This window comes from uncultured Tenacibaculum sp. (genome assembly GCF_947498805.1).
GTDB lineage: Bacteria > Bacteroidota > Bacteroidia > Flavobacteriales > Flavobacteriaceae > Polaribacter.
The window spans coordinates 123,252-138,843 of sequence record NZ_CANMLT010000002.1 but is presented as its reverse complement, the minus strand read 5'-3'; the positions used below and the strand labels follow the sequence as shown (position 1 = coordinate 138,843).

The 15,592-nt window shown below is 31.3% G+C and carries 17 protein-coding genes; 5 read left to right on the top strand and 12 right to left on the bottom strand.

Annotated features, from left to right (window positions below):
- Positions 1–15 precede the first annotated feature (15 nt).
- The gene (locus Q0873_RS03700) at positions 16–435 is read left to right on the top strand and encodes a helix-turn-helix transcriptional regulator (protein WP_299104467.1); all 420 of its coding nucleotides are present in this window, start codon (positions 16–18) and stop codon (positions 433–435) included.
- 293 nt (positions 436–728) lie between these two features.
- On the opposite strand, the gene fabG is transcribed toward Q0873_RS03700, so the two are convergent.
- The 10 genes from fabG to Q0873_RS03650 form a co-directional block, all read right to left on the bottom strand.
- A complete protein-coding gene (gene fabG, locus Q0873_RS03695; RefSeq protein WP_299104466.1) occupies positions 729–1,475 on the bottom strand; it encodes a 3-oxoacyl-[acyl-carrier-protein] reductase in 747 nt (248 codons plus the stop codon).
- Between the two features lie 108 nt (positions 1,476–1,583).
- Positions 1,584–1,784, bottom strand: coding sequence for a hypothetical protein (locus Q0873_RS03690; protein ID WP_299104464.1), 201 nt, complete (start codon positions 1,782–1,784; stop codon positions 1,584–1,586).
- A gap of 170 nt (positions 1,785–1,954) precedes the next feature.
- Positions 1,955–2,164: a hypothetical protein gene (locus Q0873_RS03685; protein WP_299104463.1), complete on the bottom strand. Its 210-nt coding sequence runs from the start codon at positions 2,162–2,164 to the stop codon at positions 1,955–1,957.
- A 100-nt stretch (positions 2,165–2,264) separates the two neighbouring features.
- Positions 2,265–3,140: a succinate--CoA ligase subunit alpha gene (gene sucD / locus Q0873_RS03680; protein WP_299104462.1), complete on the bottom strand. Its 876-nt coding sequence runs from the start codon at positions 3,138–3,140 to the stop codon at positions 2,265–2,267.
- A 75-nt stretch (positions 3,141–3,215) separates the two neighbouring features.
- Positions 3,216–4,136, bottom strand: a complete 921-nt coding sequence (locus Q0873_RS03675; protein WP_299104460.1) for a UDP-3-O-(3-hydroxymyristoyl)glucosamine N-acyltransferase — start codon at positions 4,134–4,136, stop codon at positions 3,216–3,218.
- Between the two features lie 35 nt (positions 4,137–4,171).
- On the bottom strand, positions 4,172–4,738 hold the full coding sequence (gene efp, locus Q0873_RS03670; RefSeq protein ID WP_299104458.1) for an elongation factor P: 567 nt from the start codon (positions 4,736–4,738) through the stop codon (positions 4,172–4,174).
- A gap of 53 nt (positions 4,739–4,791) precedes the next feature.
- Positions 4,792–5,577, bottom strand: coding sequence for an acyl-ACP--UDP-N-acetylglucosamine O-acyltransferase (gene lpxA / locus Q0873_RS03665; protein WP_299104456.1), 786 nt, complete (start codon positions 5,575–5,577; stop codon positions 4,792–4,794).
- A 6-nt stretch (positions 5,578–5,583) separates the two neighbouring features.
- Entirely contained in the window at positions 5,584–6,978 is a 1,395-nt protein-coding gene (locus tag Q0873_RS03660) for a bifunctional UDP-3-O-[3-hydroxymyristoyl] N-acetylglucosamine deacetylase/3-hydroxyacyl-ACP dehydratase (protein WP_299104454.1), read from the bottom strand.
- Entirely contained in the window at positions 6,971–8,011 is a 1,041-nt protein-coding gene (gene lpxD / locus Q0873_RS03655; RefSeq protein ID WP_299104452.1) for a UDP-3-O-(3-hydroxymyristoyl)glucosamine N-acyltransferase, read from the bottom strand. Before lpxD ends, Q0873_RS03660 begins: the two co-directional genes overlap by 8 nt.
- 58 nt (positions 8,012–8,069) lie before the next feature.
- Positions 8,070–9,299, bottom strand: a complete 1,230-nt coding sequence (locus Q0873_RS03650; protein ID WP_299104450.1) for an HD domain-containing protein — start codon at positions 9,297–9,299, stop codon at positions 8,070–8,072.
- Positions 9,300–9,449: 150 nt separating this feature from the next.
- Between Q0873_RS03650 and Q0873_RS03645 the strand changes: the two genes are divergently transcribed.
- From Q0873_RS03645 to Q0873_RS03630, 4 genes are read left to right on the top strand one after another with little or no spacing between them, the layout of a single operon-like run.
- Positions 9,450–10,997, top strand: coding sequence for a bifunctional response regulator/alkaline phosphatase family protein (locus Q0873_RS03645; protein WP_299104448.1), 1,548 nt, complete (start codon positions 9,450–9,452; stop codon positions 10,995–10,997).
- The gene (locus Q0873_RS03640) at positions 10,997–11,578 is read left to right on the top strand and encodes a DUF1287 domain-containing protein (protein WP_299104447.1); all 582 of its coding nucleotides are present in this window, start codon (positions 10,997–10,999) and stop codon (positions 11,576–11,578) included. Before Q0873_RS03645 ends, Q0873_RS03640 begins: the two co-directional genes overlap by 1 nt.
- Before the next feature lie 43 nt (positions 11,579–11,621).
- A complete protein-coding gene (gene tsaE, locus Q0873_RS03635) occupies positions 11,622–12,035 on the top strand; it encodes a tRNA (adenosine(37)-N6)-threonylcarbamoyltransferase complex ATPase subunit type 1 TsaE (RefSeq protein ID WP_299104446.1) in 414 nt (137 codons plus the stop codon).
- 4 nt (positions 12,036–12,039) lie between these two features.
- The gene (locus tag Q0873_RS03630; protein ID WP_299104445.1) at positions 12,040–13,236 is read left to right on the top strand and encodes an alanine dehydrogenase; all 1,197 of its coding nucleotides are present in this window, start codon (positions 12,040–12,042) and stop codon (positions 13,234–13,236) included.
- Here the strand turns inward: Q0873_RS03630 and Q0873_RS03625 are convergent.
- Both Q0873_RS03625 and Q0873_RS03620 read right to left on the bottom strand, forming a co-directional pair.
- Entirely contained in the window at positions 13,201–14,628 is a 1,428-nt protein-coding gene (locus Q0873_RS03625) for a HAMP domain-containing sensor histidine kinase (protein ID WP_299104444.1), read from the bottom strand. The genes Q0873_RS03630 and Q0873_RS03625 overlap by 36 nt on opposite strands.
- A gap of 70 nt (positions 14,629–14,698) precedes the next feature.
- Complete coding sequence (locus Q0873_RS03620) at positions 14,699–15,448, bottom strand: response regulator transcription factor (RefSeq protein ID WP_299104443.1); 750 nt, start codon at positions 15,446–15,448, stop codon at positions 14,699–14,701.
- Positions 15,449–15,592: the final 144 nt, after the last annotated feature.

Genomic DNA, 15,592 nt, shown 5'->3' with positions numbered 1-15,592 from the left:
TTACAAACGTAAACCATGATCGATAGAATTAAACTTATATTAGATTATTACAATCTGTCCGCTTCAACATTTGCAGATATGATTGATGTACCTAGATCGAGTATCTCCCACTTACTATCTGGTAGAAACAAACCTAGTTTAGATTTTGTTATTAAAGTTGAGAAAGCTTTTGATGAAATTGAATTAGACTGGTTAGTATATGGTAGAGGCACTTTTCCGAAAAGTAAGAGTACAATTATAAATAAAGAAGAAAAATCCCCTATGACTGAATCCCCTTCTCTGTTTAATGAAAATCCCGTATTTGAACAACAGCCCGAAAAAAAATCAAATACGCCATTCTCAGGCAACGAACAAAAAGGTGTTCCTGTCGAGAAAAGAATAAAAAACATTGTTGTTTTATATAACGATGGTACGTTTGAAGATTATAAAAAATAAAAAAACAACATTTTTAATTTCCCTTATAACCGACCCCTCTATAATTTTGATCCCTTTTGTGTTACATTATTTCCCCTTAAGTAATAATTACACAAATTCCCCTGGAAAACATTTTACCCCTAAAGTGTTTCCCTTAATTCCCTGATGAGTGCTTTCCCCTTAAAGCATGTTGTCCCTAAGCCCCTTACACTTTTCCCCTTTAAAAGTGTACCCCTAAAAACAAAAACCCCTCAATAAAAAAAGTCTGTATCGTAAAGGATACAGACTTTTTTATTTTATATTAATTCTTATGTCTAGGTTAACATACCTCCATCTACTGATAAAGTTTGCCCAGTAATATATGAACTCATATCAGATGCTAAAAACACACAGGCATCGGCAATATCTTTTGGAGAACCTCCTCTTTTTAAAGGAATTTCATTTCTCCATCCTTCTACAACTTTTTCATCTAGTTTAGCTGTCATCTCAGTTTCAATAAAACCTGGAGCAACAACATTACTACGAATATTACGTGAACCTAATTCTAAAGCCACTGATTTAGAGAAACCTAAGATACCTGCTTTTGAAGCTGCATAGTTTGCTTGCCCAGCGTTTCCTTTTAATCCAACTACAGAACTCATATTGATAATAGATCCTGCACGTTGTTTCATCATTGGACGAATAACTGCTTTCGTTAAATTAAAAACAGATTTTAAGTTTACTTCAATTACCTTATCAAAATCGTCTTCAGAAATACGCATTAATAAGTTATCTTTAGTAATACCTGCGTTATTTACCAATACGTCAATCGTACCAAATTCTTCTAAAACATTTTTTGCCAATTCTTGAGCTGCATCAAATTCAGCAGCGTTCGATTGATATCCTTTTGCATTTACACCTAATTCCTTTAATTCATTTTCTAAAGCAGTAGCAGCATCTACTGAAGAATTAAAAGTAAAAGCTACATTCGCTCCTTGTTTAGCAAATTCTAAAGCAATCCCTCTTCCAATACCTCTTGTAGCACCAGTAATAATTGCTGTTTTATTTTCTAAAAGTTTCATTTATTAGTTGTTTTAATGGGTCAAATATAAAAAGAAAATCCCGTACAATATGGGATTTTCACCTAGATAAATTTATCTAGTTAATAAATTAAAAATAAGGTTTATTATCTAAAGGTTCATATACATTTCTCCATTTCCTGGCCCACAAGGATGCTCCAAAGCAAAAAATTCTTCTTTTGAATTAACGTTTCTAATTTGTCCTGTTCTACCATCTTCACATTGATAGTAAGCAGTTCCTTCTCCTTTTACTTCTTTTAGCTCTTTTTTAGATAATTCTTTTCCTAAGTTTTTAACTTGATCTAATTTCATAATAATATTAATTTAAATGAGTCACTAACATACAAAAAGGGCTACAATTTTAATAATAATAACATCTAAAAAAGTCAGCATATCTTTAAATTTATTACAAAAATAATCCGATTACTAATTTAGTAATCGGACATGTAATTTTATTAATTAAACCAAATGAATTGATTTAATTATCTAGAAATACCTTCTCTTGTATAAGTTATTCTATAGTTTAAATCACCACATACTCCATCCATTAAATGACCATCATTTGGTCCTCTAACAGTTCCCATAGTTCCATCGTCACACATATAGCCTACTATTATGTCTCCACCAGTCACATTCACTAATTCTTGTTTTTTTAATTCTTTTCCTAAATTTTTAATTTGTTCTAATTTCATATTGTAATATTAAAGTTTATATCACTTCCAATATACAAAAAAAGCATTACTAAAAAAGTAATGCTTTATAAAAAATATGTTAATGTATTTCTTAAAGAAACTATGCTAAAACTTTAGCTACCATTTCTCCAATCTTAGCTGGAGATTCAACAACGTGAATTCCATTTTCAGCTAAAATTTTCATTTTTGCTTGTGCAGTATCATCAGCTCCACCAACGATTGCTCCGGCGTGTCCCATAGTTCTACCAGCTGGTGCAGTTTGCCCTGCAATAAATCCAACAACTGGCTTACGGTTACCGTCAGCTTTAATCCAACGAGCAGCTTCAGCTTCTAATTGTCCACCGATTTCTCCAATCATTACAATTGCGTCAGTTTCTTCATCATTCATTAATAATTCTACAGCTTCTTTTGTAGTAGTTCCAATAATTGGATCTCCACCAATACCAATTGCAGTAGTAATTCCGTAACCTTGTTTTACAACTTGGTCAGCAGCTTCATAAGTTAATGTACCTGACTTAGATACAATACCTACTCTACCCTTTTTGAAGATAAATCCTGGCATAATTCCAACTTTAGCTTCTTCTGGAGTAATAACTCCTGGACAGTTAGGTCCTACTAAAGTACAGTCTTCTTTAGCATCAATATAAGCTTTAACTTTAGTCATGTCAGCTACAGGAATTCCTTCAGTAATACAAATAATTACTTTAATTCCTGCTTCTGCAGATTCCATAATTGCGTCAGCAGCAAATGCTGGTGGTACAAAAATAATTGAAGTATCAGCTTCAGCTTTTTCTACAGCTTCAACAACTGTATTAAATACAGGTTTTCCTAAATGTTCTTGTCCTCCCTTTCCTGGAGTTACACCTCCAACAACATTGGTTCCGTAGTCGATCATTTGACCAGCGTGAAAAGTACCTTCACTACCAGTAAAACCTTGTACAATAATTTTCGAATCTTTATTTACTAAAACACTCATTGGTTTATTTTTTACTTATTTTTTTAAGACAGACAAAAATAACTTTTTAATTGAGTTTTCACAATTAATTTTACGTTACTTTTTATCTGGATTTGTTACATTTTTTAAATAGATAACTTCACGAAGCGTTTGGCGATATTCTCGCTGTGGTGTTCCAAAATAAACTCCCTTCTTCAAAGACTTTGTTACACCCGTTTGTGCCATTAAAACAGTCCCCTTTTCTATAGTTAATCCACTAATTATTCCTACTTGTCCCCAAATAGTTACTTCATCTTCAATAACCGTACAACCAGCAATACCTGTTTGGGCTGCTATCAAACACTTTTTACCTATTACCGTATCGTGACCAATGTGTACTTGATTATCTAATTTAGATCCAGCTCCAATAGTAGTATCTCCAGTTACTCCTCTATCTATAGTACAAGAAGCTCCTAAATCAACATTGTCTTCAATAACTACTCTTCCTCCTGATATTAATTTATCAAAACCTTCGGGTCTGTTTTTATAATAGAATGCGTCACCCCCAATAACGGTATTGGCATGTATGGTTACATTATCACCTATTACACAATTATTATTTATGGTAACGTTAGGATGAATCAAACAATTTTTACCTACTGTAACATTTTCTCCAATAAATACATTTGGTTGTACAATAGTACCTTCACCAATTATTGAAGATCCTGCAATACTACTTTTAGAAGCTATAAAAGGATTGAAATGTTTCGTTAGTTTGTTAAAATCACGAAAAGGATCATCTGAGATCAATAACGACTTTCCTTCTGGGCAATCAACTTTTTTATTTATTAAAACCGTTGTAGCTGCAGATTCTAACGCTTTATCATAATATTTTGGATGGTCTACAAAAACAATATCTCCTTTTTCAACGACATGAATTTCATTAATCCCTGTAATTGGAAAATCGTTGTCTCCTACAAACTCTACTTCTAATAGTGAGGCAATTTGCGCTAATGTTTGTGGTTGTTTAAATTTCATATAAAAGAAAAATCCCGCAATTGCGGGAATTAAATTTACTCTTTGATACGTTCAGAGTATGTCCCCTTTTCTGTATCTAATTTAATTTTATCTCCTTCATTAATAAATAAAGGCACATTTACTCTTGCTCCTGTTTCAACAGTAGCAGGTTTTGTTGCATTCGTTGCTGTATTCCCTTTTACTCCTGGTTCTGTATGTGTTACTTCTAAAATAACATGTGAAGGCATTTCCACAGATAAAGGTAAACTATCTTCTGTATTTATTAAAATAGTAACAACCTCTCCTTCTTTCATAAACTCAGCTCCATCAACTACTTTTCTTTCTAAAGTAATTTGATTGTAATCATCTGTATTCATAAAATGTAAATCATCACCTTCAGCATATAAATACTGAAATTTATGAGTTTCTACTCTTACATCTTCAATTTTGTGACCTGCAGAAAAAGTATTGTCAATTACCTTTCCAGTAGTAACACTTTTTAATTTCGTTCTAACAAAAGCAGGACCTTTACCTGGTTTTACATGTAAAAACTCAATAATTTTAAAAATATCATGGTTATATTTAATACATAATCCTTTCTTAATATCTGATGTTGTTGCCATTTCTAAAAATGTTTATTTAGGTTTAATTGCGCATATTTTATTACGCATTAAAATTAATTTGATTTAAAATACCCTTTCATTATACCTCTATGAGAGTCCTTTATAAACTGAACGATTTCATCCCTTTCTGAGGTTGCTTGCATTTCAGCTTCAATAATATCAATTGCTTGCGTATTATTATAATTCTTCTGAAATAGTATTCTATATATATCTTGTATTTCTCTAATTTTTTCTGTGCTAAATCCTCTTCTTCTCAAGCCAACAGAATTGATTCCTACATACGATAAAGGTTCACGAGCTGCCTTTACAAAAGGTGGTACATCTTTACGTACTAAAGATCCTCCTGTAACAAAAGCGTGATTTCCTACTGAGGCGAATTGATGCACTGCTACCATACCTGCTAATACAACATTGTCTCCAATATTTACGTGTCCTGCTAAGGTTGTATTATTCGAAAATATACAATTATCTCCAACTCTACAATCATGTGCTATATGTGAATATGCCATAATTAAACAGTTGTCTCCAATAATGGTTTTCATTCTATCGGAAGTACCACGGTTAATTGTTACACATTCTCGAATGGTTACGTTATCACCAATCTCTGCAGTAGTATCTTCATCGTTATACTTTAAGTCTTGTGGAATAGCTGAAATAACTGCACCTGGAAATATCCTACAGTTTTTCCCTATTCTAGCCCCTTCCATGATAGTTACATTCGAACCAATCCATGTTCCTGAACCTATTTCTACATTGGCATGTATTGTTGTAAAAGGTTCTATCACTACATTTCTAGCAATTTTAGCCTGTGGGTGAACATATGCAAGTGGTTGATTCATAAGGTTTTATTGTTTTACTTTAGATATTTGAGCCATTAATTCTGCTTCACAAACTAATTTTCCATTAGCATATGCATACGCTTGCATGTGAGCAATACCTCTTCTTATCGGTGTTATTAGTTCACTTTTAAATATTAAAGTATCACCTGGCAATACTTTTTGTTTAAACTTAACATTATCCATTTTCATGAAATAAGTTAAATAATTTTCAGGGTCTGGAACTGTACTTAATACTAAAACTCCACCACATTGTGCCATTGCTTCTACTTGTAACACTCCAGGCATTACAGGTGCACCAGGAAAATGTCCAACGAAAAAGTCTTCATTCATTGTTACATTTTTCATTCCCACAACGTGTTTATCAGATAATTCTATAATTCTATCAATTAATAAAAACGGTGGTCTATGAGGTAAAATATCCATAATTTTATGAATATCCATCAATGGAGCTTCATTTAAATCATATACAGGAACATTATTTCTTTTTTCCTTCTTTATAATTTTTGCTAATTTTTTTGCAAAAAGAGTATTTACTAAATGTCCTGGTTTATTAGCTATAATCTTCCCTTTAATTCTGGTACCTACTAAAGCTAAATCTCCAATTACATCTAATAGTTTGTGCCTTGCAGCTTCATTAGCCCAATGTAATTCTAAGTTATCTAAAATACCATTAGGTTTTATAGAAACATTGTCTTTATTAAAAGCTTCTTTTAATTTCTCTAAAGTTCTATCAGATAATTCCTTATCAACATAAACAATAGCATTATTAAGGTCTCCTCCTTTAATTAAATCATTTTCTAAAAGCATTTCAATTTCGTGCAAAAAGCTAAAAGTTCTTGCTGCTGAAATTTCTTCTTTAAAGTCTGAAATAGTATTTAATGTGGCATTTTGGGTCCCCAAAATTTTGGTTCCAAAATCTACCATAGCAGTTACTTGATATTCTTCTGCTGGCATTAAAATAATTTCACTACCAGTAGCTTCATCTTTATAAGAAATAATTTCTTTTACTACATACTCTTCAATATCAGCTTCCTGCTCAACTATTCCAGCTTCTTCTAAAGCTTTTACAAAATACTTCGATGATCCATCCATTATAGGTGGTTCAGAAGCATTAATTTCAATTAATAAATTGTCTATGTTTAACCCTACAGCTGCTGCCAAAACATGTTCTGAAGTTTGAATTTGAACTCCATTTTTCTCCATGTTTGTACCACGCTGAGTCGTAGTAACATATTCAGCTTTAGCTTCGATTATTGGTTGTCCTTCTAAATCCACTCTTTTAAAAGCAAATCCATGATTTACTCGAGCTGGTTTAAAGGTCATTACAACCTCATTACCTGTATGCAACCCTACACCAGATAATGTAACTTCTTTTTGTATTGTCTTTTGTTTGTTACTCATTTTGAGAATTTTGAGCATTAAATTCTTTTTCTAATTTGTGAACCGTTGAGGCTAATTTTGGTAAGTTTTTAAAGTACACGTATGATTTACTGTAATCTGAATATCCAAATGCAGGCGATCCTTGAACTACATCATTGTCTTTTAAACTTCTACCTATTCCTGATTGTGCTTGAATCTTAACATTATTACCAATGCTAATATGTCCTACAATTCCTACTTGTCCTCCAATCATACAGTTTTCTCCTACTTTTGTAGAACCAGCTACTCCCGATTGAGATGCTATTACTGTATTTTTCCCTATTTCAACATTATGAGCTATTTGAATTTGGTTATCCAACTTCACTCCTTTTCTTATAACTGTTGATCCTAAGGTAGCTCTATCTATGGTAGAATTCGCTCCTATATCAACATTATCTTCTATAATAACATTACCTATTTGAGGAACCGCTTTATACTCTCCATTTTCATCTGGAGCAAAACCAAAACCATCAGATCCTATTACTGTACCAGAATGAATCTTACAATCCTTACCAATTACTGTTTCTGAATATATCTTTACTCCTGCATAAATTATACTATTATCTCCGATAGTTACATTATCTCCAATATATGTATTAGGATACACCTTCACATTGTCTCCTAAAACAACATTGTCTCCTATATATGCATAAGCTCCAATATATTCATTTGTACCTATCTTAGCTGAATCTGCAATAAAATGAGGGTTTTCTCGTCCAGTTTTATTGTTTTTTACTTGATTGTAAAATTCCAATAACTTAGAGAATGATTTATATGCATTTTCAACTTTAATCAAAGTCGTTGTAATTTCCTTCTCTGGTTCAAATGATTTATTTACAATTGCAATAGATGCATTTGTATCATATATATATTGATTATATTTTGGGTTTGATAAAAAGGTTAAAGAACCTAATTCACCTTCCTCTATTTTAGAAAGCTTACTAACTTCAACATCTGGATTTCCTACAATATCTCCTTCTAAAATATCTGCTATTTGTTTTGCGGTAAATTTCATTAAGTGCAAAAGTAATTATTTTTTAAATATTAATACCTCCATTCAAAAAAGTTATATACTAAATCTCCTTGGGATAACACAAATAATATTTTATAACAGGTTTCGTTAAAGCTTGCAAATTTAATTGGTCTGAAGCTTTTGCGATATCCTTTAACTTTCCTTTTTTATTTAAAATTTTAATTGGTAATTCTGGATTATATGCTTGATTACCAACTTTCGAGTTAAGCATATAGTAAGTTAATTCTTCCTCTCCTAAATCAAACTTTTTGATAAGTTTAGTTTTTATCTTCTCTAAATATTTGTCTGTAAATGGAATATCTTGAATTTCTATTCGTAATAACTTCCTATTAATAATCATTTTTGACAATGACGACAATATCTTATCTGAATGGTTCGTCCATTCTTTTATAGATGACAACACATCATAATCATCTAATTTAGAGAAGGTCTCCAATGTTTCTTCAGTGAAATTATTTGGAATTATTTGATTGTATAAAAAATATCTAAAAGCATTGCTTGCATATAATTGTTCTCCTTTTAATGCTAGTTCCTTAGCTCTTTTAAGCACATTTACTAAAATACTCTCTGCTACTAAGCCTGTTTTATGTAAATACACCTGCCAATACATTAATCGTCGTGCAATGATAAATTTTTCAACAGAATAAATTCCTTTTTGTTCTATTACCAATTCATCATCAACAACATTCATCATCTTTATCAATCTATCTGATGATATATTCCCTTCTGTTACTCCGGTATAAAAACTATCTCTTTTTAAATAATCCAACCTGTCAATATCTAATTGACTTGAAATTAATTGATAAAAAAACTTTCTAGGGTGTCTTCCTTCAAATATTTCAATTGCCAAATCCAATGCTCCATCAAACTCTTTATTTAGAGCTTTCATAAATTTTAAAGAAATCTCTTCGTGAGTAATTTCATTCACAATACTATGCTCTAAAGCATGTGAAAAGGCTCCATGCCCAATATCATGTAATAAAATAGCTAAATACAATGCATTTGCCTCTTCATCTGAAATTTCTATCCCTTTGTTTCTTAGAGAAATTACTGCTTTTTGCATTAGATGTAAACAACCTAGCGCATGATGAAAACGCGTATGATTTGCCCCTGGATATACCAAATTTGATAATCCCATTTGACTAACTCTCCTTAAACGTTGAAAATAAGGATGCTCTATAATATCAAAAATTAAAGAGTTCGGAATAGATATAAATCCGTAAACAGGATCGTTTAATATTTTTAATTTATTGGTTTTAGGAGTACTCAAAATAGTTATTGTATTCAATTCCAAACAAAAGAATTATAAAATATCAATAAAAGCAAGTTAAAGCTAAACTTTATTAACGTATTTTTAGCTTTTAAATTTACAACAAAAGCATATTTGTGCGTTATGTAAAGAAATAAGCACTAAAAAATTATGAAGAACATAGACATCCTTTGGGTTGATGATGAAATTGATTTATTAAAGCCTCATATTTTATTTTTAGAAAAGAAAAACTACAATGTTACTACATGTACAAATGGTACAGATGCTATAGAATTAGTAGAAAACGAAAATTTTGATATTGTTTTTTTAGATGAAAATATGCCTGGAATTACTGGGCTAGAAACGTTATCTTCTATTAAACAGATTAATGTAAATCTTCCTGTGGTTATGATTACCAAAAGTGAAGAGGAATATATTATGGAAGAAGCTATTGGATCTAAAATTGCTGATTATTTAATCAAACCAGTAAATCCAAATCAAATTCTACTAAGTCTTAAAAAGAATTTAGATAATTCTCGTTTAATTTCTGAAAAGACTACCCTAAACTATCAACAAGAATTTAGAAAAATAGCGATGGATTTAGCCATGGTTAATTCTTATACTGATTGGATAGAAATGTACAAGAAATTAGTTCACTGGGAATTAGAACTAGAAGACATTAATGACACTGGAATGTTAGAAATTCTGGAGTCTCAAAAAACGGAAGCCAATAGTCAGTTTTTTAAGTTCATTAAAAAGAATTATCAAGATTGGTTGACAAGTGATGATAAACCAACCTTTTCACATACACTTTTTAAAGATTATGTAATTCCGAATTTATCTAAGGAACAAGGCGTGTTACTATTAGTAATTGATAATTTACGATATGACCAATACAAAGTTTTAGAGCCTTTTATAAACAACTACTATAAAAAAGCTGAAGAGAATTCATATTATAGTATTCTACCTACAGCAACGCAATATGCGAGGAATGCTATTTTTTCTGGATTAATGCCTTCCGAAATGGAAAAAAGACATCCTAACCTTTGGAAGAACGATACTGATGAAGGTGGAAAAAACTTACATGAAGCTGCTTTTCTTGAGGCACAAATAAAAAGGCATAGTTTACAAATACAGCATGAGTATTATAAAATAGTCTCGTTAAAAAGTGGTAAAGATTTAGTAGAAAATTTTAACTCAATAAAGCAAAACGATTTAACGGTAGTTGTATACAACTTTGTTGATATGCTTTCTCATGCTAAAACAGAAATGGAAGTTATTAAAGAACTAGCTGCTGATGATAAAGCGTATCGTTCATTAACGGTTAGCTGGTTTAAAAACTCTCCTTTGTATGAAATGATTCAAAAAGCGCAACAACTCGGATTAAAACTTATTATTACCACAGATCATGGAACTATAAACTCAAAAAATCCTACAAAAGTTATTGGTGATAAGAACATTAGCTCTAACCTACGCTATAAAACTGGTAGAAGCCTTTCATATGAAGGTAAAGATGTATATGCTGTTAAGAATCCTAAAGACATTTTCTTACCAAGTATAACCATTAATAGTCCGTTTATTTTTGCAAAAGAAGACTTGTTTTTCGCATACCCCAATAATTATAATCATTTTGTAAAATATTACCGTAACACCTATCAGCATGGTGGAATCTCATTAGAAGAAATGATCATTCCTTGTGCGGTTTACAATCCGAAATAATGTTTAAAAACTGGATATTCATAATCTTATTTGTTGGAGTTAAGTTGTCTTATGCACAGCAAAACTTCAACAAATTAAGTGATGCAGCTTTTGAACTAACCAAACAACAGGTTACGTATGACCCTAGCTACTTTTCAATAAAGTATCCTAATGGAGATGTTCCTGCTGGAAAAGGTGTGTGTACCGATGTTGTTATTCGTGCTTATCGCAAATTAGGAATTGATCTTCAAAAAGAAGTGCACGAAGATATGAAGACTAACTTTTCTTTGTATCCTAAAATATGGGGTTTAAAAAGAACAGATACCAACATAGACCATAGAAGAGTTCCGAACTTAATGACTTTTTTTTCAAGAAAAGGAACTATTAAAAAGATATCATCAAATCCCAAGGATTATAAACCAGGCGACATTGTTTGCTGGAATTTAGGTGGAGGCACCACACATATTGGTATTGTTTCTTCAAAAAAATCACCATCAAATGTTCATCGATATTTGATTGTTCACAATATTGGAGGTGGTCAAGTTTTAGAAGATTGTTTATTTGATTTTAAAATTATTGGACATTATACTTATAAGAATTAAGAAAGTGTAGTAATTCATCTTCTACTTCATTATTTTTGCCCTTATGAACAGAGATTATTCTTTAAATGAATTAAAAGACATTGCCCAAGAAGTAATAGCTACTGCTTCTCATAAAATATTGTTATTTAATGGAGAAATGGGAGTTGGAAAAACAACACTTATTAAAGAAATTTGTAAAGTTTTGGGTATTGAAGATGTTACACACTCTCCTACTTTTTCTTTGGTAAATGAATACCACACAAACAATGGAGAAATTGTTTATCATTTCGATTTTTATAGAATTGATAATGAGGAAGAAGCATACGACATGGGCGTTGAAGACTATTTATACAGTGACAATTGGTGCTTAATTGAATGGCCTGAAAATGTTAAAAATTTATTACCTTTAGAAGCTGTTGATGTAAATATTACTCTTTTAGAAGACGGTCAACGCAATATTCAACTAAAAACCAAATAATTATATGGGGTCTATTTCACCTTTTACAAAAGAGCAGTTAATGCCGCAACCAGAAATGCTTGAAATTAAAAAGCAAAAAGGTGAATTATTTATAGGTCTACCCAAAGAAACACATTTCGAAGAAAAGCGAATTAGCTTGACTCCCGATGCAGTTTCTGCTCTTGTTGCTCATGGTCATAGAATTGTAGTTGAAACTGGTGCTGGTGAAGGAGCGAATTATAGCGACAAAGAATACTCAGATGCAGGAGCCAAAATTTCATATGATGTAAAAGAAGCTTTTGCTTGTAATATCGTGTTAAAAGTAGAGCCACCATCATTGGAAGAAATAAAAATGATGAACCCGCAAGCTGTATTAATTTCTGCTCTACAGCTAAAAACTCAAAATAAAAAATACTTCGAAGCATTGGCTAAAAAAAGAATTACAGCCATTGCTTTTGATTATATCAAAGACGAACATGGTTCATATCCAATATTAAAATCATTGAGTGAAGTTGCCGGTATTGCTTCTATGCATATTGCTGCTGAATTAATGACTGCTCCAAACGGTGGAAATGGTTTATTATTAGGAAATATTGGTGGAGTTCCTCCCACGGATGTAGTTATATTAGGTGCTGGTACTGTTGGTGAATTTGCTGCCAAAACAGCTACAGGATTAGGTGCAAGAGTAAAAGTTTTTGATAATTCTATTACAAAGCTTCGTAATCTTCAAGCATGTGTCAAAGCACCCATTTATACATCTACTGTACAGCCTAAAACCTTAGCTAAAGCGTTAATGCGTTGTGATGTTGCTATCGGTGCTATTAGAGGTAAAGATCGCTCTCCCGTTATTGTAACAGAAGGTATGATTGAACAAATGAAAGAAGGAGCTGTTATAGTTGATGTAAGTATTGATAGAGGCGGATGCTTTGAAACTTCAAAAGTCACCACACACAGTCAACCAACATTTACCGAACATGGTGTTATTCATTATTGTGTACCTAACATCCCTTCTCGATATTCTCGTACTGCTTCTGTTTCTATAAGCAATATATTTACTCCGTACTTATTGGATATTGCAGAAGAAGGAGGTTTTGAAAACGCAGCTCGGTTTGATAAAAGTTTACGAAATGGAATGTATTTTTACCATGGTATCTTAACAAATAAAACTGTTGCTGACTGGTTTGATTTACCGTATAGAGATATTAATTTGCTGATTATATAGCAAACAGTTTTCTTCATAAATAGGCAGTGAAAACTCAAAAAGAGTACCTTCATTTGGTTTACTTTTTATTTTCAATTTGGAATTGTGTAGTTCTATCATTTTTTTTACGATTGCTAGTCCTAGGCCCATTCCCTGTTCATAATAATCTATTTCTCTCTGTTGGTTTTCGTTGTTATAAACTAACTGTTTATTCAATTCACTCATACCAAAACCAGAATCTTTTATTTGAATAGTTACTAGAGTTTTTTTGACTAACACAGTTACGACTACCTTACCTTTTTCTGGAGTGAATTTTATTGCGTTGTCTATAATATTTTGAATCACTCTTTCAATAAGCGTGCTATCGGCTAAAACTAACGGAGCTTCTTTAGCTCCATTAATTTCTAATATGATATTCTTTGTTTTTGCAAGAATTATATATCGTTTCTTTATTTCTAATAATAACGTTATTATATCAACCGGTTCTTTACATATTTTAATATTCTTAGCATCCAACTTTGAATAGTCAAAGAGTTGATTAATCATATTACCAAGATATTCTGCGCTCTTTTCAATGATATTCATAAATTCTGTTTTATCATCGATTGCCATCACCCTACCCTTTAAACGCAGCGTTTCTACATAACCTTTAATAGAAGTTAATGGTAATCTTAAGTCATGTGAAACATTCGCTATTAAATCTTTCCTAAACTGATTTACTGCGTTGATCTCTTTAATATTGGCAGCAATTGTTTCTGCCATTTGATTGAATGTTACCGCTAAGATTGATAAATCAGATTTTTCAGGATTGGGAATCCTACTCTTTAAATTCCCTTCTTTAAATTTATTTACGTGATAAATTATACTTCGTAAACTTTTAGTCAAAAACCAAATACTTAATAAACCTAAAAGTAAGGCAGAAAACATTGTTATTAAAGAGGTTGTAAGTCCCAGATTCAAAAAAAAACTTGAGAACAGGGAATTACAAACCTCTTGATACTTTTCACTGGCCAAAATTATATAGATGTAACCTGAATGATTTTCTTTCTCAAAATAGGCTGCTGAGAATATCTTTTTATTGTTCTTATCTCTTGGATCGTCTCCTAAAACATAAGCCTGATTATTACTTATAAACTTATTAATAGGGTTTAAATCGATCATCGTCATCGGACTTTTAGGGTCTGAATGATCTAAAACAACCGAATATACAATTCCTCCTTCATCATTTAATAAATACACTTCAATAGCACGGTTTACTGCCATCATATCGTGCATTAAATCATCAAATAATTCTTTATTTACTTTGCCATTTTCTAAATATGGAGATGCATTTCTAAACTTTTCTTCAACTAAATGATTTGCCACATTGGCATTTAGGTGTTGTGAAGTTTCACTGTAAAATTGTTTTATCAAGTAATAGGTTGTACATATGTAAACAACACCAATGATTAAAATAATAACTAAAAAAGATACACTTAACTTTTTAATTAACTTGTTTGAAATAGTTTTGTTTGAGGTCACGGGAAGGGATTTTTAATTCTTCATTAAATCTATAACCAACACCCCAAGAAGTTAGTATAAATTTAGGTTCCTCTGAATTACTCTCAATTTTATTTCGCAATCTGTTAATATGTGAATTAACTGTATGCCTATACCCTTCAAAATCATACCCCCATATGATTTTCAATAAAGAATCCCTACTATATACTTTTCCCGGTGTTGAAGCCATTAACACTAACAGTTCAAACTCCTTAGGTGATAGATTTATCCTTTGAGTATTTAGTGTTACTTTTCTCATTTCTATATCTATTGAAAGCTCATCAAATGATATATTTTTATATAATTTATTTTCAGATTCTTTTCGTTTAACAATTAAATTTCTTCTAATTAAAGCATTGACTCTAGCTAGTAGCTCTCTTACACTAAAAGGTTTGGTCATATAATCATCTGCTCCTATCTCTAATCCAAGTACTTTATCAATCTCGTTACTTTTAGCTGTTAGCATTAAAATTGGAGTGTTCTTTACTTTTCTAATCGATTTACAAACCTCTATACCATTTAAACCAGGTAATGTAAGATCTAAAATTATAAGAGAAAAATCTTCTTTAAGGGCTAGATCCAAACCTACCTTTCCATCGGTACTTGTTTTGGTGTAAAAATTCTCAGCTTTTAAATTAAATTCTAGGAGTTTAGATACTGCAATATCATCTTCAATGATAAGTATATTTTTCATTTTTAATAGATTTTCGGGGTTCTTAAAGGCGAACTTATAAAAATATCTTGTGATTTAAAAATGATTTTTTTGTGATATTTCTGTGATACTATAGCTAGTTCTTTACATCATTATAAAAAGCTGCAGCTAAATTTTATGAATAAT

Excerpts from the sequence above, each read along its gene's own strand:
- tsaE (WP_299104446.1), top strand. The coding sequence starts at position 11,622 with ATGAACAGAGATTATTCTTTAAATGAATTAAAAGACATTGCCCAAGAA.
- Q0873_RS03660 (WP_299104454.1), bottom strand. The coding sequence starts at position 6,978 with ATGAGTAACAAACAAAAGACAATACAAAAAGAAGTTACATTATCTGGT.
- lpxD (WP_299104452.1), bottom strand. The coding sequence starts at position 8,011 with ATGAAATTTACCGCAAAACAAATAGCAGATATTTTAGAAGGAGATATT.
- lpxA (WP_299104456.1), bottom strand. The coding sequence starts at position 5,577 with ATGAATCAACCACTTGCATATGTTCACCCACAGGCTAAAATTGCTAGA.
- Q0873_RS03620 (WP_299104443.1), bottom strand. The coding sequence starts at position 15,448 with ATGAAAAATATACTTATCATTGAAGATGATATTGCAGTATCTAAACTC.
- Q0873_RS03685 (WP_299104463.1), bottom strand. The coding sequence starts at position 2,164 with ATGAAATTAGAACAAATTAAAAATTTAGGAAAAGAATTAAAAAAACAA.
- efp (WP_299104458.1), bottom strand. The coding sequence starts at position 4,738 with ATGGCAACAACATCAGATATTAAGAAAGGATTATGTATTAAATATAAC.
- fabG (WP_299104466.1), bottom strand. The coding sequence starts at position 1,475 with ATGAAACTTTTAGAAAATAAAACAGCAATTATTACTGGTGCTACAAGA.
- Q0873_RS03700 (WP_299104467.1), top strand. The coding sequence starts at position 16 with ATGATCGATAGAATTAAACTTATATTAGATTATTACAATCTGTCCGCT.
- Q0873_RS03690 (WP_299104464.1), bottom strand. The coding sequence starts at position 1,784 with ATGAAATTAGATCAAGTTAAAAACTTAGGAAAAGAATTATCTAAAAAA.
- Q0873_RS03645 (WP_299104448.1), top strand. The coding sequence starts at position 9,450 with ATGAAGAACATAGACATCCTTTGGGTTGATGATGAAATTGATTTATTA.
- Q0873_RS03675 (WP_299104460.1), bottom strand. The coding sequence starts at position 4,136 with ATGAAATTTAAACAACCACAAACATTAGCGCAAATTGCCTCACTATTA.
- Q0873_RS03630 (WP_299104445.1), top strand. The coding sequence starts at position 12,040 with ATGGGGTCTATTTCACCTTTTACAAAAGAGCAGTTAATGCCGCAACCA.
- sucD (WP_299104462.1), bottom strand. The coding sequence starts at position 3,140 with ATGAGTGTTTTAGTAAATAAAGATTCGAAAATTATTGTACAAGGTTTT.
- Q0873_RS03640 (WP_299104447.1), top strand. The coding sequence starts at position 10,997 with ATGTTTAAAAACTGGATATTCATAATCTTATTTGTTGGAGTTAAGTTG.